Origin of the sequence: Paraniabella ginsengisoli, assembly GCF_022513635.1 — a bacterium.
Taxonomy (GTDB): domain Bacteria; phylum Bacteroidota; class Bacteroidia; order Chitinophagales; family Chitinophagaceae; genus Niabella; species Niabella ginsengisoli.
The window spans coordinates 654,294-674,006 of the sequence record NZ_JAKWBL010000001.1 but is presented as its reverse complement, the minus strand read 5'-3'; the positions used below and the strand labels follow the sequence as shown (position 1 = coordinate 674,006).

Genomic DNA, 19,713 nt, shown 5'->3' with positions numbered 1-19,713 from the left:
ATACTGGCTTATACCGCAAACATTAAACTTTGAACTTCAAACGTTGAACATTGAACTTAAAAGTGACACGGCTTTCCTTATCAACCAATCAACCTGTCGACTTGTAAACTTCATTCTTCATCAATCTTCCCTCATCTTATTACCCAAAAGCAATAATTCGGTGGCCTGTACCTCGGTGAAATATTTTTTCACGCCCGATTTATCGGTATAATCACGATGTACCAGTTTGCCTTCAACAGCTACTTCTTTACCTTTCTCAAGGTACTTGCTGGCAATGTCTGCAATTTGTCCCCAGGCTACCACATTGTGCCATTGAGTGTCTTTAACCCGTTCACCTTTGGAGTTTTTATACACCTCGCTGGTAGCAATGGTAAAGCGAACCATCTTCTTTCCGCCATCCAATGTTTTTACTTCGGGTGTGATACCTAAATTCCCAATTAGCTGAACTTTGTTTCTAAGTGCGTACATAGTTGTAAGTTTTGTGTTGCCATAGCAACGGTTAATTTTTTATTTCAATCATCCGCTAACGAATGACAACACAAAGATGTACCTGCCAAATACTGATACTCGTATTTTAAAGGTTTACTTACGACAATAAGCGATTGCAAACGCTTACAAATGAATAAGAATGCAGGTATAATGAATAAAAATATTAAATTTATACCACCAAACTAAGAGCACTAACTAACCTACTCTTTTAAAATATGGATAAGAATAAAGACCTAATAAGCACCATCCTGTCCGATTATGAATTAACGCTGACAAAAATCATTTTGTATTGCATTAGCGAACTACCGTTTCCTTTAGGTATTCGTAAAACCATTTCGGTCCTTAAAGGAACAAAATCAACATTTGCTATTAATAACAAATTACAACATCTCGTAACATTCTCTTTGCTATCTTCCTTTTCAAAGACTCAATTAATTACGATTATTGAGGCACTAATATTGGCAGAACTTATCAAAATCGAAAATGTTTCAGTTTATGGTAATATGCCTGTACTTAAATTAACTGAGAAAGGAAGCAATTGCCTAAACGGAAAAGAAATGCTCCTCATATCCTTTTTAGACGCACTAACCGATAATGAAATTCAGGAGTTTAATGAATCAGAAAACGCTCTTTTTTAACGCTCAAAGCTGTAAGACGAACATGCGCAGAAGAGAATGATTTACCTGCATTTATAATTTGTGGCGATCAGGTTTTAAGAGATATATGTTTTAAAAAACCTACAGATAAGCAATCATTACTTGCAGTAAAAGGTATTGGAGAAAAGTTTACAGACAAGTATGGAAGCGCTTTTATACAATCCATTCAAACACACTTACAACAATAATTGCAAGATCAGGCTAACAACTAATTACACCTAATTGCTTTCCAATGCTTCAACCAAATCAAACCCAAAGCCGAAATTGTCTTTCCTGCGGCAAGCCGGTAAAAGGCAGAAGTGATAAAAAATTCTGTGATGATTACTGTCGCAATAATTATAACAATCAATTAAAAGGAGTTGATAGTCTGTTGATAAGAAATATTAATAATGCGCTTAAAAAGAACAGGCATTTGCTGGCAACGTTGCTTCCTGAAGGAGAAAAGACTATTAAAACCACACAAGATAAGCTGCTTGCCATAGGGTTTAACTTCAAATATTTCACACATCAGTACATTACTCAAAAAGGAAATATTTATCATTACTGTTATGACCATGGCTATTTACATTTAGAAAACAACTACATACTGATCGTGGCAGATAAGGACGTTTAAAGTTCAACGTTTATGGTTTAAAGTTTGCACAGCTCAACCTTGAACATCTAAACCAGTTTAGCGTTATATTTATGTATGCGCGGATTTCATTTCTCCAAATTTGACAGCAGCCAAGAGGGCAAAGCACCTTTTGAAAAACTGCTGGATGTTTTTATGCAATTGCTTACTTACACCAGTGGCGATGTGGGCGAAGCTTTGGAATGGCTGAATCAGTTAGATAAAGAATACCAGCTTACAGATGGTGAGTATGGAATAGGTGATTTTATTGAAGACCTGAAACAAAAAGGTTATATAACCGACGATAATCAAAAAGGAGAAATAAAGATCACTCCAAAAACCGAACAAGGCATCCGTAAAAAAGCCTGGAAGAAATTTTTGGCAAACTGAAAAAAGCAGACAGGGCGATCATAAAACTTTCAAACCTGGTCAGGGTGATGAAATCAATCCGGAAACAAGACCGTTTCAATTTGGCGATACGCTGGAACAGATTGACTTCACTGAGTCGATCCGCAACGCGCAGATCAATCATGGCGTAGACAGTTTCTCGCTTCGTGAAGATGATTTAAGCATTCGCGAAACAGATTTCAAAACGCAAACTTCAACAGTTTTGATGATCGACATTTCACATTCGATGATTTTATATGGAGAAGATCGTATTACGCCAGCTAAAAAAGTAGCCATGGCATTGAGCGAGCTTATTACTACCCGTTATCCTAAAGATACATTGGATATTGTGGTATTTGGCAATGATGCATGGCCTGTTGAAATCAAAGACCTTCCCTATTTGCAGGTTGGCCCATATCACACCAATACTGTTGCCGGTTTGGAGTTGGCAATGGATATTTTAAGAAGAAGAAAAAATCCAAACAAGCAAATCTTCATGATTACTGATGGCAAACCAACCTGTTTAAAAATCGGAAAGCGTTATTATAAAAATGCTTTCGGTCTGGATAGAAAAGTGGTTAACCGTTGCATGAATCTTGCTGCTCAGTGCAAGAAAAATAAAATTCCAATTACCACTTTTATGATAGCTACTGATCCTTACCTGCAAAGGTTTGTACAGGAATTTACAGAAATGAATCATGGTAAAGCTTACTTTGCATCTTTAGATAATCTGGGAAGTTTTATCTTTAAAGACTTTGAAAGTGGGAAATCGAAGAATGTGTTTTGAGTTTCACGCAAGGACCACGACGAAAAACAAGAACACAAAGCTTTTCTTTGTCACGTTGTAACCTTTGTTTCTTTGTGTGAAATAATCGACAAATAAACAAAACTTAAATAATTGAAATAAATGCAGGCAACGACTTTAGGCGAATTAATAAAATCCGGATATAAATCCAGATCAATAAAAGAAGAAATAAGGCAAAATCTTATACAAAAATTAAAAGAAGGGGAAAGCACTTTTTCAGGTATCGTAGGTTACGAAGATTCTGTAATTCCGGAAACAGAAAGAGCCTTATTAAGCAAACATAATATTTTGTTACTGGGTTTGCGCGGACAAGCTAAAACCCGCATGGCCAGGCAGATGACGGATTTGCTGGATGAATACATTCCTGTAATTGCAGGAAGTGAGATCAATGACGATCCATTAACTCCAATATCAAAATATGCCGTTGATTTATTGGCTGAGAAAGGTGATAACACACCGATTGAATGGCTGCACCGCAGCCAGCGTTATGGCGAAAAGTTGGCTACACCGGATGTTAGCGTAGCTGATTTGATTGGTGATATTGATCCCATCAAAGCAGCTAATTTGAAATTGAGTTTTGCAGATGAACGAGTGTTGCATTACGGCATTATTCCGCGCAGCAACCGCAGCATTTTTGTGATAAACGAACTGCCCGATTTGCAGGCACGCATCCAGGTTTCTTTATTTAATATTTTAGAAGAAGGAGATATACAAATTCGCGGCTTTAAATTAAGATTACCGCTGGATATTCTCTTTGTATTTACGGCAAATCCTGAAGATTATACCAATCGCGGCTCTATTGTTACACCTTTAAAAGATCGCATACAAAGTCAGATACTGACGCATTATCCAAAATCGCTCGAACATGCGCTTGAGATAACGGAACAGGAAGCTGCGGTACACGATGATGTAGTTGAAAAAATAATGATCAGTGATCTGGTAAAACGTTTGATTGAGCAGGTTGCTTTTGAAGCGCAGCAGCGAGTTTGTAGATAAGAAAAGTGGTGTAAGCGCCAGGCTGACTATTTCGGCAAGAGAAAATGCAGTAAGTGCAGCCGAAAGACGCGCACTGATAAACGGCGAAAAGTCAACGCAGGTTTGGCTTTCAGACCTTGCAGGCATCATTCCCTCCATTACTGGTAAAGTAGAATTGGTATATGAAGGCGAACAGGAAGGCCCTTATCAGGTTGCGATGAATTTGGTAGACAAAGCCATCCGCAGCCAGTTTGTACAATATTTTCCTGATCCGGATCAGCTTAAAAAAGAAGAAATACAGGCAAACCTTCAGCACAACAGAAGGCTGACGAAAACCCTTACCGCTCCATTATTAATTGGTTCGACAAAGGCAATCAATTAAATATTTCTTTCAACACAAAGGATGAACAAAAACTTCAATTACTCTATACCGTTGATGGCTTGCATGCTTTGGTAAAGCAATATTTTTCGGGCGCTAACGAAATGCAAACGGGATTGCTCATGGAGTTTGTATTGCATGGCCTTGCCTCCTACTCTACCATTAGCAAAAAAATGTTTGAGAACAAAATTGAATTCAAAGATCTTTTTGGAAGCATGATGAATATCAGCACCGAGCATGACGATGATCTTGGTTTTGAAGATGAGGATGCGTAATAATTATATCAGCTGAGAATAAGCAGCATCAATATTGCGTCGCACAATTCAGCTTTGGTACAATACTCGGCCTACATATTCGGATAAATGCGCCTAATGTATTCTTTTATTTGAACGATATATTATTTCAGCATAAAAGTTGCCACAACAGGCAAGTGGTCAGATAAACTATTAACTGGCACAAGGTACTGCTGCACTTTAAATAGATCAGACTTATTAATAAAGATGTAATCTATTTTCTTAATAGCCGTAGGTGCGGGGTATGTTAAAACATCTTGAGAATCAGTATCTGTAAAATATTTTTTAAATACTTAATTTCTTTGGCATCGGGTGTTGCATTTAAATCGCCTGTAAAAATTAACGGTGTGTTGGTTTTGTTCAAATAATCCGCAACCTGCCGGGCTTGTACTAATCTTGAAGAATCATCTAATGCAAAATGAGCTGAAGCGAATTTTATTTTTCTATTCTTCGGTATCTCAATAGTGGCGGCTATCATAGCCGTTGACGGGTTTTTACTTTTCAGCAAAGTCATTCTTATGTTCTCAATATTCGTAATTGGATAACGCGAAAGAACACCCATACCATAAGCACCGCCCTGATATTCAAAATGCCTGACGAAAGCATAATGCATCCCTGTCAACTTCGATAATACTTTCATTTGATCAACGCCTCTGCTGCGCGTGCAAACACTATCCACTTCCTGCAAACCTATTATATCAGCACCCGACTTTTTTATAAATGACGCCATTTCTTCAATTCGATCTTTTTCATCTTTATCTGCACCATGGTGAATATTATAACTCATAACTGTAATGCGTTGCGCAAACAGATTGTGCGTACAAATACAAAGCAAAAAGATCAGTAAATATTTATACATGCGTTATGTATTAATAATTAACCATTCAAAGTCTTCAGATTTTGGCATACTATCATAAGTAGTAATCACTAATTCGGGAGGGGCTGATAGCTTTCGTTTTACCGTATCCATCCAGGCTCCGTCCAAATTAAGCACGGCCGCAATAGTATCGCCATTTTTAACAATGCTGTGCCGCATAGAGAATCTGCTGAAATCTTTCCGTGCCTTTGTAAGCTCAACATTGATAGTAACTTTATCCTCCTGGCGGATCTCCTTTCTAAAAATACATTCTTCTCTAAACAACACAGGTCCAATTTGTAATTCGTGCATTTGGGTAGTAGACAATCCGTGTTCTAATAAAAATTCAATACGACAAAAAGCTCCCCAGTCGTAATAAACACTGTGCCGAAGATGCGCATTGGCATCCAGATCGGACCATCTGATTTGAACTTCTTTTATATATGCCGCCATCATTGAATCGTTTAAAAGAAATATATGATTGGTTTATCAGTTCTATAACAATGATACAACTATTTTTGCACGTCTCGAAGCGCACCGGAGCCTTTGCCCGAATGCGTACGAACAAAAGTCAAAAAATAAAATAATGAAGAAAATCAGTATCATCTTTTTATCATCTATTATAACTATAAGTGCTGTTGCTCAAACAAAAGCAAAGCCCAAAACAACCACACCTGCTGCTGCACAAAGCAATGCGGTAGTTTTAAAAACACTTGCTGATTCGGCCAGCTATGCCATCGGTCAAAATTTAGCGCAGTCTATTTCAAAAGATCTGGCGAGCCTGAATAAAGAAGCTTTTATTGACGCCATCAAAACCGTTTTTGATGGAAAGGAAACAAAGTTCACTGAAGAAACATCTCGATCTATTCTTACTAATTTTTCACGCATTGAACAAGAGAACCAGTCTAAAGCAGTAGTAGAAGAAGGCCGTGCATTTCTTGAAAAAAATAAAGCAAACCCAAAAGTTAAAACAACAGCGAGCGGTTTACAATACGAAGTTGTAAAGGACGGAACAGGCGTAAAACCAACAGCAGCCGATACTGTAGTATGTAATTATATTGGCATGTTTACAGACAGTACACAGTTTGACAACTCTTACGATCGTGGTGAACCGCTTACTATAGCAGTGGATGGCGGCGTAATTCCAGGATGGACAGAAGGATTGCAGTTAATGAGCACCGGATCAAAATATAGGTTTTATATTCCGCAGGAATTAGGATATGGCTTACGAGGCGCGGGAAGTATTCCTCCAGGAAGCACGTTAATTTTTGATATCGAATTATTGGAATTGAAAAAGGACAATAAACTTAATTATCTTATTTGGAAAAGGATTGCTAATATGCAATCCTTTTTTATGCAACAACTAGTTTCTTTCTTGAAAGAATTAATTTTTAACCACATAGATTCTGTGTTAAAAACCAAAGATTTTTTAATTAATTTCGAGTTTTAGGCGGCTATGCGCCAGCCTGTGTAGGGAGCAATATTTATTTGCTTCCTACTCCTTTTTTCCATCTTCTGTATCATGTTCTCCAGTATTGTTGTTAAAATAGTTTTTATCATATTTTTCTTGCTTTTTATAGAGCGTGTACATTAGTTCTAGCAGCTTTCTTTGTATAGCTACTACAGCTTTCATTTTAATGCCGTGCCTGGCTACTAATCTTGCAAATATGGCTTTAAATCTTTCATCATGGCTTATTGCGCCCAACGCCGGCATGTGCAAAGATTTTCGCAAATACTTGTTGCCTCTTTTTGATATTTTGGGTTTTCCTTTTACCGAAGTACCCGATTGCTTTTCCTTTACATCTAAGCCCGCATAACTAGTCAGTTGTTTTTTATTCTTTATCAAATCAAAACCATTCGTTTCTGCCAGCACAGTTGAAGCGGTTAATAACCCCACTCCGGGAATGGAACATAATAAATCAACCGCAACTTTTATTTTTTCATTTGACTTTATCAATACATTGATTTCTTGAACCACTTCTGTTATTTGTTTATCGAAAAGCGTGATCTGCTTTTTTAGCCTGCTTACGGTATTTTTAAGTGGTATCGCTTCTGCCTGTTCTGCATGAAGCTGATTCTTGGCTACAGTGCGTACCTGCACTATCTGATCTCGTTCCCTTACCAACTGCCGCATTTGCTTAAATACAGGATCGGGAGGACTCCAGGGCTCTGATTTTCGCTCTAATCCGAACTGTGTAATAGCTTCGCTGGCTGTTTTGTCCGTAACCGTTTTGACTTCTAATGAGCGGGCATAGTTGCTGATTTTATTGGGTAACACAATGTTCACTTGCTGATTATTCAGATAAAGATGATACGCAAGCTTTTCATGATAAACACCCGTTGCTTCCATAAAAAATAGAACTTCAATAACTTCCTCTGACAACTTTTTTACCCAGCTTAATAAAGAATCGAATCCTTTTACATTGTTCACAAATGTTTTGTGGGCATACACTTGCGAGCTAAAATCATCGTACACACGGCCAAATGCCACTACCAATTCTTTCTGCGCTACATCAATACCGCAAACCTGTTTTACAATTTGTTTCATACCAATACTTTTGAAAATAAAAAAGTAAAGTGAAAAATCCCCCTTCGTTTTGTCTCCTGCTTGGATATTCTGGATACAAAGCTTTGCCCTGTTCCTTACATTCTGTTCAAACTCGAAGAGATAAAAAAGGATGAGGCTATATCTATGTGAGAGCATACTTAACGTTGCTTAGGTACATATTCGCTCTCATCCTTTTTCACTTTATAAACTCAAATCTATTGGTATCTTTAATCAAAATCTCAAAGAACTATTTTTATAAAAACAAACATAGGAGATACATAGTGTTATGACAAAAAAGAAAACATAAAAACACATAAGCCTTCATTTCCCGAATGCTATGTTCCGCCTTCGGCGGAGTCTATCAACCCTAAAAGGCGAAGTACAAGCTATGTCTCTATGTGGTTTATTTACCCATTAGAAACAGGGAAGTTATTTTGAATCTGTTACTTTCAAGTTCACGATAACAGCGATAGTTGCTCGCTTAAAAAACAAAAGAAGTTATCTTGCACTTTTTGTTATTAAGATTGTTGACAACCACTTCCCTTAAATAAGTAACGTAAATGCCAAACATGAAACTCAACATTGCTGCGCTATTAACAGTATTGACATTTTCTCTTTACGGGCAATCTCCTAAAGTGATTACTCCAAGAGCTCCATTAAAACAAGATATATATTTAGAATTACCTATCGGAGCTATAAAGCCAAAAGGTTGGTTGAGGGAAATGCTTATTCGTCAAAAAAACGGAGCTACCGGGAAACTGGATGAATTGTATCCGTTGGTCATGGGCAAACGTAATGGTTGGCTTGGAGGAGATGGTGACCAATGGGAACGCGGCCCTTACTGGATCGACGGCCTGTTGCCACTTGCTTATATTCTTAAGGATAAACAGCTGATCGCAAAAGTAAAACCATGGGTAGAGTGGGCGATCAATAGCCAACAACCAGATGGCTATTTTGGCCCTTCGAAAGATTACGCACCTGAGCATGGTGTACAAAGAGATAATAGTCGCGACTGGTGGCCCAAAATGGTAATGCTGAAAATATTGAAACAATATTATATGGCAACGGGTGATCAACGTGTGATTACTTTGTTTACCAACTACTTTAAATATCAACTAAAAGAACTTCCACTTAAACCGCTTGACCATTGGACGTTCTGGGCCAGGTTCAGAGCAGCAGATAACCTGATGGTTGTTTACTGGCTCTACAATATTACCGGCGAACATTTCTTGCTTGATTTAGCTAACTTGCTTCATCGCCAAACGTTTGATTTCACTAATGCGTTTCTTCACTCTGATCTTTTAAGCAGTACCGGAAGCATACACGGAGTAAATCTGGCGCAAGGTATAAAATCTCCAATCATTTATTACCAGCAACACCAGGAACAGAAATATGTTGATGCATTAAATAAAGGCCTGGCTGATCTGAAAAAATTCAATGGAACCGCTAATGGTTTATACGGCGGTGACGAAGCATTGCATGGTAACAGTCCTACTCAGGGAGCAGAACTATGCTCCGCAGTTGAGTTTATGTTTTCGCTTGAAAGTGCTTTGCAAATTACCGGCGATGTTGATTATGCCGACCATCTTGAACGAATCGCATTTAATGCACTCCCCAGTCAAACCACAGATGATTATATGAATCATCAATATTTTCAACAGGCAAACCAGGTAATGATCACAAGGCATAATAGAAATTTTGATGTCAATCATAGCGGAACGGATATTTGTTATGGACTTCTTACAGGTTACCCGTGCTGTACTTCAAACATGCATCAGGGATGGCCAAAGTTCACGCAAAACCTTTGGTATGGAACGCCAGATAAAGGGCTGGCTGCGTTGGTGTACACAGCAAGCGAAGTAACCGCTACTGTTGGCGACAATAAAAAAGTAACTATAAAGGAAATAACAAATTATCCATTTCAGGAAGAAATAAAATTTGTTATTGAGTTTGATAAGAATGAAAAAAATGTTTTGTTCCCTTTACATCTTCGTGTGCCCAAATGGTGCAAGCTGGCAACAGTTAAAGTAAATGGTGAAATTTATTATCAGGCAAATGGTGGTGAAATAATTAAGTTGAACCGTAAATGGCAAAGTGGCGATATAGTAGAGTTAACCTTGCCCATGCATATCTTGAAAAACACATGGCATGAAAATTCTGTTTCTGTAGAAAGAGGCCCGATTGTTTATGCGTTGAAAATAGGCGAAGCCGAAAAATGGATTCAAAACCAGAAAGACCCTGAACATTATGGAAAATCTTATCTGGAAGTAACTCCAACAACAGCCTGGAACTTTGGTCTGAATGCGGCTCCTGATAAGGAGTTCAGCAATCAGTTTACAATAACCACGCAAAGTATATCCAATTATCCATGGAGCCAGAAAAATGCTCCCATCATTCTTAAAACAAAAGGCAAATCAATACCCGAATGGAAATTATACAACGAGATGGCTGGCCCGCTTCCTTACAGCGTTATTTATAATGAAGGAGTTCCAAAACAAAAGGAAGAAGAAATTACATTAATTCCATACGGATGTACCAAACTTCGGATTTCTCAATTTCCTGTAATCGGCAGATGATTATGTATGAACGAGTTTGGCGCCTTATTTCTTTGGAGATAGTCATTGCGAAAGAAACGAAGTGGAGTTGGGCGATCTCCGATACTGCCAGGAGATCCCTCGGCTACGATCCACTTCGCTCAGGATGACGCTAAAATCAGAGTTTATTTCCTACGTATTAAACAAGATGAGATGCCTCCTTTGTGCCAATGACACGCTTCACTTATTTATAGTTCAAACTATATAAAACTTACGTTATTTTAATTTCTACAATGCCTGGATTAAATGAGTTTAATTTGCAGACAAATCGCAATTAGATTTAATTCATGCATCCTCATATACATCGTCTGATACAGTGCATTGATCTTGAAGAAAAAGAACAGGCAAATCGGTATCAACTTGACCAGACACATACACTTCGAACGCTTAAGGCTGATGGCCTGGCGTTACATCCATTAACAGTAACCCGAAAAGGATTCGGCTATGCCGATTATCCGGAGATCAGCTTTCGGCTCAAATATCCCGGAGAAACCCATTTGTTTAGGGATGGTGCAGCCATTGAATGTTTTAAACAAGATGAGGATGCGGTAAAAGGCATATTATTGAATCTTGAAGGAAAAGCAGGTGAATTCAGGCTCTTTGCTCCAGATTTTCCAGATTGGATAGAAGATGATGGCGTGGGTATTAAACTGGCTCCTGATACCAGAACGACAGGCATCATGAAAAAGTGCTGGCCGATCTTGAAAAAGACAAACGCCTTTTTCATTTATTTGAGAAGCTGCATGGCGACCAATCAGATATTTCATTACCTGTAACAAGTACCGGAGCAATTGCCTTTCATAATAAATCACTGAATAAAAGCCAGCAACTTGCTGTTACAGCAATTACGCAAAATCAGGAAATTACCATTGTACACGGACCGCCGGGCACAGGCAAAACCACAACCCTTATTGAAGCAGTGCAGCAACTCGCAGCACGCGGAGAAAAGATAATAGTGTGCGCACCCAGCAATGCTGCAGTAGATAATATTTGCAAAGGCCTTCTTGCTAAAAAGATCAATCTATTAAGAGTGGGGAACGCTGAAAAAACTGATAAAGAGATTTTTCAACATACGCCTGAAGGGAAATTGAACAATAGCAAACTTGTTAAGGAAATTCGCCAGCTAAAATTAAGAGCCGAAGAATTCAGGCGCATGGCGTTAAAATATAAAAGAGGCTTTGGCAAATCTGAAAGAGAACAAAGAAGCTTGTTATTCAAGGAGGTAAAAAACATCCGTGCAGAAATAAAACAAATAAGAAATTATAACGAGGAAAAACTTTTTCAGGAGGCACAGGTGGTAGCCGGCACCCCCATTGGCTTATATGATGCCGGGCTTTTCAAAATAGCTTTTGATCATGTAATAATAGATGAAGCGGGGCAATGCATTGAGCCGCTTGCCTGGTGTGTATTTTCTCTGGCCCCTAAAATCGTATTGGCAGGAGATCATCTGCAACTTCCTCCAACTGTGTTGAGCAGTGCAGCTATGCAAAAAGGACTGAACCGATCAATCCTTGAACTCGCTATTGATCATATTAAAAATGTGAACTTATTGGATATTCAATACCGCATGAAGCCTGTAATTGCTGGCTTTAGCAGTGCCTACTTTTACAATGGTCTTCTGAAATCTGCTGATCATCTTACAAATGAAGCGCCTCATCTTACATTTATTGATACGGCGGGATCAGGATTTAATGAAACACACGGACCCGACGGAATAAGCTTACAAAATAAAGGCGAGTTACAAATCGTTACTAAACTTTTAGAAGCGGGTAATTTTCAACCAGAAACAGCAGCTTTTATTTCTCCTTATTCAGGACAGGTATCCGTAGCAAAAGAATTGTTGCCCCAAAAAATGCGAATCAGCACAATAGACAGTTTTCAGGGACAAGAGAAACCGGTGATCGTACTTTCGCTCGTAAGAAGTAACGATAACTGTGAAATCGGTTTTTTGAAAGACTACAGAAGAATGAACGTAGCTATAACCAGAGCGCAGCAACAACTTATTATAATCGGCGATAGTGCCACAATTGGCGCCGACCCATTTTACCAATCCGTATTAGAATACATTGAAAAACATGGCGCGTACAGAACTGTTTGGGAGTTTGAAGTTGACTAATGGTTTTGATTTGCAGCGTTCTGGTAATTATGCAGTAATTAAAATTATTTCTACTTTTTTAAGAGAGAATAAATTGACAATCAAAGCATTTTGGGAACCATATTTATCGGGAATGCTTCTAATAAAAAGTTAAAGTAAGTCAATTACTGTTTTGGATCAAAATTTGCCTTGTGAAAATAAGCCCGGACTGTTATGCAGTGATTACATTTGCTAAGCAGCCATAAATATAATACCCAATTCAATCGAAATAAATGAAATAAGCATAAAAATTAGCAAGCTAAATTATACCCCCGTCCGAACGGTGTTCATCCGGGCGGGCAAAGCGATAATTTTTATGCGAATTCCATCTGACTGAAGAAAAAAATAAAAAATAAACAGATGAAAACATTGCTATCACTGTCAACAATACTCTTGTTTGTGATGCTGATCTCATGTGGAAAAACTGACGTAACATCTGAAGCTAATGAGCCTGTTGAACTTGACCTGGAACAAATGGTTGGATTTATCGGGCAGCCGTACAGCGATATTAAATCAAACTTTACCAATACTGAAGTAGTTATAAGCGATTCCTTAGGGGTGAAGAAAGCCTCATTTTCTGTGTTGGACAGAGAATCTCCCAATCCTAACTTTATTTGTGAGTTGACAGAAAAGAATGGTGTTATAACGAATGTACTTATTAAATCTTCGCTGGGAAGTTATGGAACATTAAAAAATACCTTTTATTATTTTGATCGTTTGCTCAGCGAAAAATATACGCTTTCAAAATTCTATGCTATTGATGCCGATGGAGGCGTAAATCGTAATAATAACAGCAAGCAAGATCTATACACTTATCTTAACTACAATACTTCTTCCGGAGCGGCATTAGAGTTTAAAGCACCTGCAGCGACTATTTTAAACTCCTGTCTCAACGAATCGGACAAGGCCTTTACTATTTCTATCGAAAAAAATAATTATTGTCGTCACAAGCCTTTGACTCTTTCACAAAAACAATGGAAAGAGGGAATAGTTATGATCCCAACAATAAATATGTGGCATCTTCGTTGCCACGCTCGGTTTATCGTCCCGATTATGAATCATCAAAATTGTGGCAGTTTATCCTGAGCTTGCCGAGGGATCGCACTCTTGAACTGTATAACATAACTCAACCTATATATTCATCGCTATTGTCTGAACCTGGATTTTCGAGTTAAAAGATCAACAGGATTATGCCTATTTTACATCTAATCCTCAAATCAATAAAATTCAGGTTCAGACATTATCACATCAGCACATTGGCTAATTAGCTAATTTCTTCAACTTACCAACTTTTCAACCTCACTATGCCTCCGCATACATTTCGGTAGGTTCGCAAGTGCAAATTAGGTTCCTGTCTCCTACTGTATTATTTACCCTTGCAACTGAAGGCCAGAATTTATTCAATGTTACATAATGTAAAGGAAAGGCGGCATCCTGTCTGCTGTACGCATGGTTCCACTCATTTGCTGTAACAACTTGTTGTGTATGCGGCGCATTCTTCAGTGCATTATCCTTTATATCCGCCATCCCATTTTCAATAGTTTTTATTTCTTCCCTTATGCTGATAAGCGCGTCACAAAAGCGGTCCAGCTCTGCTTTGTCTTCACTTTCCGTAGGTTCAATCATAATAGTGCCGGCAACCGGGAAACTCATAGGGGGTGCGTGGAAACCGTAATCCATCAGGCGCTTTGCCACATCCTCTGCTTCTATTTGAGCAGTTTTTTTGAAAGGCCTTAAATCCACAATAAATTCATGTGCACATAACCCATTATCATTTGTATAAAGAATGTCATAATGCGGCGCCAACCTTGACCGCATATAGTTGGCATTAAGAATAGCAAATTCAGTTGCTGCTTTAACACCTTCAGCACCTAACATTCTTATATAAGCATAAGATATTAATAAAATAGAAGCTGATCCAAAAGGAGCTGCAGATACAGCCCCTCCCGACCTCCCCCGGCAGGGGGGAAAATATGACCCGGCAAATGCTTTGCCAGGTGCGCTTTCACACAAATCGGCCCCATGCCAGGTCCACCACCGCCGTGAGGTATTGCAAATGTTTTATGAAGATTCAAATGGCAAACATCAGCGCCAATAAGTCCGGGAGCTGTTAAACCAACCTGGGCATTCATGTTAGCGCCGTCCATATATACCTGTCCGCCGTGATCGTGAACTATTTGATTGATCTCTCTAACTGTTTCTTCATAAACGCCATAAGTGCTTGGATAGGTAATCATAATACCTGCCAGATTGTTGGCGTGCTGAGCAGCCTTAGCCTTCAAGTCTTCAACATCAATATAGCCATTCTCCAAAGCCCTTACAACTACTACTTTCATGCCTGCCATCACAGCAGACGCAGGATTTGTTCCATGTGCTGAAATGGGAATCAGCATTACATTACGGTGTGGATTACCCTGCGCTTCATGATACGCCTTAATAGTTAACAATCCTGCATATTCCCCCTGTGCACCGCTATTCGGCTGAAGGCTGCAGGCGTCGAATGCTGTTATTTCGCATAAATAAGCGCTTAGGTTGTCTACCAACTCCTTGTAACCACCAGCTTGTTCTACAGGAACAAAAGGATGAATACTCGCCCAATGCGCCCAGCTTAAAGGCATCATTTGCGTTGCGGCATTCAATTTCATGGTACAACTTCCCAGCGATATCATCGAAGTATTTAAAGAAAGATCTTTGTTTTCCAGATACTTAATATAGCGCATCATCTGGCTTTCGCTGCGATGGGTATTAAAAACAGAATGTGTTAAGTAAGATGATGTCCTTGATAATTGTTCTGGTAAACGATACATTCCTTCATCTTCGCCAATATCAAACGCTACCGGATTGATATCATTTTCAAAACAATTGATGATATCAAAAAGGTCTTCAACTATAATTGTTTCATCAATGGAAATGGAGATTAGGTTATCACCAATGTATCTGAAATTAATTTTTTGTGCCTCTGCCTTTTTGCGGATCTCTGCCACATTTTGGGCTTTTACAACCAGCGTATCAAAAAAGCTATCAGTAGCTAATTCAAAACCCCTTGCTTCTATTTCTGCCGCCACCGTTTGCGCATATACTGCGATGCGCTCAGCGATAGCTTTAAGACCATTAGGGCCATGATAAACAGCATACATAGCCGCCATGTTGGCTAAAAGCGCCTGTGCCGTACATATATTAGAAGTAGCTTTTTCTCTTTTAATATGCTGCTCGCGCGTTTGTAAAGCCATACGTAAAGCACGGTTACCTTGCGCATCCACACTTATTCCAATAATACGACCAGGCAATACACGTTTAAAATCGTCTTTTGCCGACATGAATGCAGCATGAGGGCCACCATAACCTAAAGGAACCCCAAATCTTTGTGCTGAACCAATGGCTACGTCAGCGCCAAGCTCACCGGGAGGTGTGAGCAAAGTAAGAGCCAACAGATCGGTAGCCATTACAACATAGGCCCCAACATTATGAACATTACTGATAAAGCCTCTGTAATCCTCAACGCTTCCCAGATTATTAGGATACTGCACCAGCGCACCAAAGTAGGTTTCATCAATATTTGCCGTTTTGTAATCGCCTTCTACCACTTCAATGCCAAACGGGATAGCTCTTGTATAAATTACATCCTTGGTTTGAGGGAAAGTTTCAACATCCAGAAAAAATTTAGGTCTCTCAATATTGTCTTGTCTGTTTTTCAGACTAAAAAACATAGCCATTGCTTCCGCAGCTGCAGTAGCTTCGTCCAAAAGTGAAGCATTTGCAAGAGGTAAACCCGTAAGATCGCTAACTAAAGTCTGGTAATTGAGCAAACTTTCCAGTCTCCCCTGAGAAATTTCTGCCTGGTAAGGTGTGTACTGCGTGTACCAGCCTGGGTTTTCGAAAACATTCCTCAATATCACTGAAGGTGTGATGGTTCCGTAATAACCCTGACCTATATAATTTTTGAATATCTTATTTTTTAAAGAAACGTTCTTAATATGCCTCAAATACTCATGTTCGCTCATGGCTTTCGGTATTTTTAAGGACGTTTTCATCCTTATACCCTTGGGAACTGTTTTTTCAATCAGGCTTTCAAGATTATTAAAGCCTGTCTCATGCAGCATTTTTTGTGTTTCTGCTTCATTGGGACCAATATGCCTTTTCGAAAACTCTTTAGATTGGAGTTCTAAGATACTCATAGTGTGGTAGAAATTAATTTTTTTGGATGTGCAAAGGTAATAGTAATTCACTAGTCATTTTTGCGCACACGATTGTACACGATAACATGTGTATAAGTTATTTTGTTCGAATCGTATAAAGATGGGCAATCCCTAAAATGCGCTCCATCTATTTTTTTCATATCATATATCTTTGCGGCTGCTATGCAATCTGCCAGAGAAAGTTTTTTACTACTGCTTACAACTCCGTTATATATTATAGTAATCGGCTTAGAATTGATTTTGAGCCACTTACGAAAACAAAATACTTATACTTTAAAAGACACAGTTCAAAATGTTTATTTAATGCTTTTGAATGGTGGCATTGATTTATTATTCAGATCAGTTTACATCGGAATTATCCTTCTTTTCTTTTATAACCATCGAATTGTTGAACCGTTTAGTAATCCATGGGTTTACTGGCTGGTACTGCTCATTTTCGAAGATTTTATGTATTACTGGCTGCATAGAGTGGATCATGAATGCCGGTTATTTTGGGCCACGCATTTTACACATCATTCTTCTTCAAAGTTCAACCTTACCGTCGGCTTCCGCTCATCGGTTATGGAACCACTTTACCGATTTGTCTATTTTATTCCCCTCGCATGGTTGGGCTTTCATCCGCTGGATATTGCATTTGTGTATTCGGCCACGCAGATTTGGGGAATCTTGATTCATACAGAAAAAGTGGGCAAACTTGGATTTTTGGAATACCTATTCGTAACTCCATCTCATCATCGCGTACATCATGGATCTAATCCCAAATACCTGGATAAAAACATGGGAATGTTTCTTATCGTATGGGATAAACTTTTTGGCACTTTTCAAAAAGAATTGCCACCAGAAGAGTATCAACCAATAAGATATGGACTTACAAGTCCCATTGAAAAAGAAAATGCTTTTAATATTGTTTTTCACGAATGGATTAATATTTTTAAAGACCTAAAGAATAAACGTTTTACATTCAAACAAAAATTAGGTTATCTTTTTGGCCCTCCCGGCTGGAGCCACAATGGCAGCCGTTTAACAAGCACTCAAATGCGCCAGGCAGAAGAAGCCCAAACAAATAAGGAACAATAAATGGCGAAAGATATTTTACATAATTGGGAGAAAAAATCAAAAGAACATCGTAAACAATACCAGCAGTTTCTAAAAAAGGCTGATAAGAACAAAACTCTGAAACGTTTACCTGTTTTACATGATGAAGCTTTTGAAAATGTAAATTGCCTTGAATGTGCCAACTGCTGCAAAAATTATTCTCCGCGTTTTAAAACACCCGACGTAAAGCGTATTTCAAAATATCTGGGCATGAAAGAAAGTGCTTTTATAGACACCTACCTGCGTGTTGATGAAGATGGAGATTTTGTCGTAAAAACTTCACCCTGCCCGTTTCTTAATAACGACAATAGTTGTCATATTTATGAACAACGTCCTTCAGATTGTGCACGTTTTCCGTATACAGACGAAGATGTTTTCATAAAGCGTCAAACACTTACTTTAAAAAACAGTGAATTCTGTCCAATTACTTATTACGTTTTAGAAAAATTACTGGAAGGATAAAATTAAACTCTAGCCCGGTTTTTATTCTTTAGATCTTGTATCAATATTACTCTATCAGACTTATCAACTTTTCATTCTATAGTTTAACTTTGCTCACATTCATTTTTTTTATTATGCCTCAAAAGGTTTTAGTGATCAAATTGGGTTCTGCAGTAATAACCAATGTTAATGGCAATATCAATCAGGCTGTTATCAAAAAAATTGTTGCAGATATCTGCAATCTGAACAAGAGCTACAAAGTTGTTTTAGTTAGTAGTGGTGCAGTAAGTAGCGGTAAAAAATTTATTGCTGATTATAAAGGCACTTTGCTGCAAAGAAAAGTGGCTGCGGCCATTGGCAATCCTATTCTTATTCAGTTGTACCGAAAGTGCTTTCAAAAGTTAGGTTTTACTGTGGCGCAGGCTTTGTGCGAGCGTTCGCATTTTAGCAATCGCAAGCAGTTTTTACAATTGCGCGATACGTTTCATACTTTTTGGGAGCACCATATTATTCCGGTTGTTAATGAAAACGATGTAATTAGCGATTTGGAACTGAAGTTTTCCGACAACGATGAGCTGGCAACGCTTTTAGCCATTGCTTTTGATGCCGAAACGCTGGTGCTTTGCACATCAGTTGGCGGTTTTTTAGATAGTGATAAAAAGATCATTCCGGAAATAAAAGAAATTGATAAAGAAATTTTATCGCTTGTAAAGAAAGGCGAAAAATCGGAGTTTGGCTTAGGAGGCATGTTATCAAAACTTACGTTTACAAGGCTGGCTACTAATTTAGGTATCAACGTTATTATGTGCGGCTTACAATCGGCAACGCCCATTAGCGATGCGTTAGATAAAAAATCAGGAAGTTGTTTTTACGCGCAGCAATCAACGCTTAAAAATAGGCAAAAATGGCTGGCAAGCGGTTCCATTACTTTGGGCAATATTAAATTAGATAAAGGAGCCGCCAAAGCCGTAGCCGGGCGCAAAAGCCTTTTAACAGTGGGCATTACCAATATTGATGGAAAATTTGCCGCAGGCGAAGTAGTACAATTGATGAACGAAAACGATGTAATTATTGGTGTTGCCAAATCGAAACTGAACAATGTGGAGCTAAAAAAATTATTAAAAGAAAAAAATATTGTAGCAGCGCATGCCAATGATATTGTATTGGTGTAATTAGCTCAAAGAGCGTTGACGGTTGACAGTATCTCGCCCATCGCCCATTAACTATTGACTATTAACCATTGACCATTAACTAT

General features: G+C 38.5%; 22 protein-coding genes and 1 pseudogene. 17 read left to right on the top strand and 6 right to left on the bottom strand.

Translation table 11 applies throughout. The features are described from left to right. Positions 1 to 120: 120 nt before the first annotated feature. On the bottom strand, positions 121 to 468 hold the full coding sequence (locus MKP09_RS03760) for a single-stranded DNA-binding protein (RefSeq protein ID WP_240826501.1): 348 nt from the start codon (positions 466 to 468) through the stop codon (positions 121 to 123). Between the two features lie 236 nt (positions 469 to 704). On the opposite strand from MKP09_RS03760, the gene MKP09_RS03755 reads away from it, so the two are divergent. From MKP09_RS03755 to MKP09_RS03725, 9 genes and pseudogenes are all read left to right on the top strand, one after another. Further along, positions 705 to 1,127, top strand: coding sequence for an RQC domain-containing protein (locus MKP09_RS03755; RefSeq protein ID WP_240826500.1), 423 nt, complete (start codon positions 705 to 707; stop codon positions 1,125 to 1,127). Then, on the top strand, positions 1,106 to 1,333 hold the full coding sequence (locus tag MKP09_RS27845; RefSeq protein WP_394801025.1) for an HRDC domain-containing protein: 228 nt from the start codon (positions 1,106 to 1,108) through the stop codon (positions 1,331 to 1,333). The genes MKP09_RS03755 and MKP09_RS27845 overlap by 22 nt, the downstream gene beginning before the upstream one ends. Before the next feature lie 44 nt (positions 1,334 to 1,377). Further along, positions 1,378 to 1,758, top strand: a complete 381-nt coding sequence (locus MKP09_RS03750) for a hypothetical protein (protein ID WP_240826499.1) — start codon at positions 1,378 to 1,380, stop codon at positions 1,756 to 1,758. 75 nt (positions 1,759 to 1,833) lie between these two features. Continuing rightward, positions 1,834 to 2,145, top strand: a complete 312-nt coding sequence (locus tag MKP09_RS03745; protein WP_240826498.1) for a hypothetical protein — start codon at positions 1,834 to 1,836, stop codon at positions 2,143 to 2,145. A gap of 52 nt (positions 2,146 to 2,197) precedes the next feature. After that, positions 2,198 to 2,278: pseudogene (locus MKP09_RS28815) on the top strand (hypothetical protein); the annotation flags it as partial. Between the two features lie 90 nt (positions 2,279 to 2,368). Then, positions 2,369 to 2,929, top strand: coding sequence for a vWA domain-containing protein (locus tag MKP09_RS03740; protein WP_240829193.1), 561 nt, complete (start codon positions 2,369 to 2,371; stop codon positions 2,927 to 2,929). Positions 2,930 to 3,049: 120 nt separating this feature from the next. Beyond that, a complete protein-coding gene (locus MKP09_RS03735; protein ID WP_240826497.1) occupies positions 3,050 to 3,943 on the top strand; it encodes a magnesium chelatase ATPase subunit I in 894 nt (297 codons plus the stop codon). Then, complete coding sequence (locus tag MKP09_RS03730) at positions 3,900 to 4,304, top strand: hypothetical protein (protein ID WP_240826496.1); 405 nt, start codon at positions 3,900 to 3,902, stop codon at positions 4,302 to 4,304. Before MKP09_RS03735 ends, MKP09_RS03730 begins: the two co-directional genes overlap by 44 nt. Positions 4,305 to 4,363: 59 nt before the next feature. Beyond that, on the top strand, positions 4,364 to 4,576 hold the full coding sequence (locus MKP09_RS03725; RefSeq protein ID WP_240826495.1) for a hypothetical protein: 213 nt from the start codon (positions 4,364 to 4,366) through the stop codon (positions 4,574 to 4,576). A 265-nt stretch (positions 4,577 to 4,841) separates the two neighbouring features. Here the strand turns inward: MKP09_RS03725 and MKP09_RS03720 are convergent, their stop codons facing one another. After that, positions 4,842 to 5,453, bottom strand: coding sequence for an endonuclease/exonuclease/phosphatase family protein (locus MKP09_RS03720; protein ID WP_240826494.1), 612 nt, complete (start codon positions 5,451 to 5,453; stop codon positions 4,842 to 4,844). Between the two features lie 3 nt (positions 5,454 to 5,456). Continuing rightward, on the bottom strand, positions 5,457 to 5,906 hold the full coding sequence (locus MKP09_RS03715; protein WP_240826493.1) for an acyl-CoA thioesterase: 450 nt from the start codon (positions 5,904 to 5,906) through the stop codon (positions 5,457 to 5,459). Between the two features lie 130 nt (positions 5,907 to 6,036). Here MKP09_RS03715 and MKP09_RS03710 point away from each other — a divergent pair, with 130 nt between their 5' ends. Further along, positions 6,037 to 6,900 carry an FKBP-type peptidyl-prolyl cis-trans isomerase gene (locus MKP09_RS03710; RefSeq protein ID WP_240826492.1) on the top strand — a complete coding sequence of 288 codons (864 nt, stop codon included), beginning with the start codon at positions 6,037 to 6,039 and terminating at the stop codon, positions 6,898 to 6,900. A 45-nt stretch (positions 6,901 to 6,945) separates the two neighbouring features. On the opposite strand, the gene MKP09_RS03705 is transcribed toward MKP09_RS03710, so the two are convergent. Then, positions 6,946 to 7,998: an IS110 family RNA-guided transposase gene (locus MKP09_RS03705; protein ID WP_240826491.1), complete on the bottom strand. Its 1,053-nt coding sequence runs from the start codon at positions 7,996 to 7,998 to the stop codon at positions 6,946 to 6,948. A 569-nt stretch (positions 7,999 to 8,567) separates the two neighbouring features. Here MKP09_RS03705 and MKP09_RS03700 point away from each other — a divergent pair. From MKP09_RS03700 to MKP09_RS03685, 4 genes are all read left to right on the top strand, one after another. Next, positions 8,568 to 10,574, top strand: coding sequence for a beta-L-arabinofuranosidase domain-containing protein (locus MKP09_RS03700; RefSeq protein ID WP_240826490.1), 2,007 nt, complete (start codon positions 8,568 to 8,570; stop codon positions 10,572 to 10,574). A 305-nt stretch (positions 10,575 to 10,879) separates the two neighbouring features. After that, positions 10,880 to 11,368 (top strand): hypothetical protein, encoded by a 489-nt coding sequence (locus MKP09_RS03695; RefSeq protein ID WP_240826489.1) that lies wholly within the window; start codon positions 10,880 to 10,882, stop codon positions 11,366 to 11,368. After that, on the top strand, positions 11,281 to 12,708 hold the full coding sequence (locus tag MKP09_RS03690) for an AAA domain-containing protein (RefSeq protein ID WP_240826488.1): 1,428 nt from the start codon (positions 11,281 to 11,283) through the stop codon (positions 12,706 to 12,708). The genes MKP09_RS03695 and MKP09_RS03690 overlap by 88 nt, the downstream gene beginning before the upstream one ends. A gap of 378 nt (positions 12,709 to 13,086) precedes the next feature. Then, on the top strand, positions 13,087 to 13,812 hold the full coding sequence (locus tag MKP09_RS03685) for a hypothetical protein (RefSeq protein ID WP_240826487.1): 726 nt from the start codon (positions 13,087 to 13,089) through the stop codon (positions 13,810 to 13,812). A gap of 216 nt (positions 13,813 to 14,028) precedes the next feature. On the opposite strand, the gene MKP09_RS03680 is transcribed toward MKP09_RS03685, so the two are convergent. Both MKP09_RS03680 and gcvP read right to left on the bottom strand, forming a co-directional pair. Beyond that, positions 14,029 to 14,604: a hypothetical protein gene (locus MKP09_RS03680; RefSeq protein WP_240826486.1), complete on the bottom strand. Its 576-nt coding sequence runs from the start codon at positions 14,602 to 14,604 to the stop codon at positions 14,029 to 14,031. Between the two features lie 20 nt (positions 14,605 to 14,624). Further along, positions 14,625 to 16,901 (bottom strand): aminomethyl-transferring glycine dehydrogenase, encoded by a 2,277-nt coding sequence (gcvP, locus tag MKP09_RS03675; protein ID WP_240826485.1) that lies wholly within the window; start codon positions 16,899 to 16,901, stop codon positions 14,625 to 14,627. A gap of 183 nt (positions 16,902 to 17,084) precedes the next feature. Here gcvP and MKP09_RS03670 point away from each other — a divergent pair, with 183 nt between their 5' ends. The 3 genes from MKP09_RS03670 (at position 17,085) to proB (ending at position 19,630) form a co-directional block, all read left to right on the top strand. Then, positions 17,085 to 17,999, top strand: a complete 915-nt coding sequence (locus MKP09_RS03670) for a sterol desaturase family protein (protein ID WP_240826484.1) — start codon at positions 17,085 to 17,087, stop codon at positions 17,997 to 17,999. Further along, positions 18,000 to 18,479 carry a YkgJ family cysteine cluster protein gene (locus tag MKP09_RS03665; protein WP_240826483.1) on the top strand — a complete coding sequence of 160 codons (480 nt, stop codon included), beginning with the start codon at positions 18,000 to 18,002 and terminating at the stop codon, positions 18,477 to 18,479. It abuts the gene before it with no gap. 113 nt (positions 18,480 to 18,592) lie between these two features. After that, the gene (proB, locus tag MKP09_RS03660) at positions 18,593 to 19,630 is read left to right on the top strand and encodes a glutamate 5-kinase (protein ID WP_240826482.1); all 1,038 of its coding nucleotides are present in this window, start codon (positions 18,593 to 18,595) and stop codon (positions 19,628 to 19,630) included. The last annotated feature ends 83 nt before the right edge of the window (positions 19,631 to 19,713 follow it).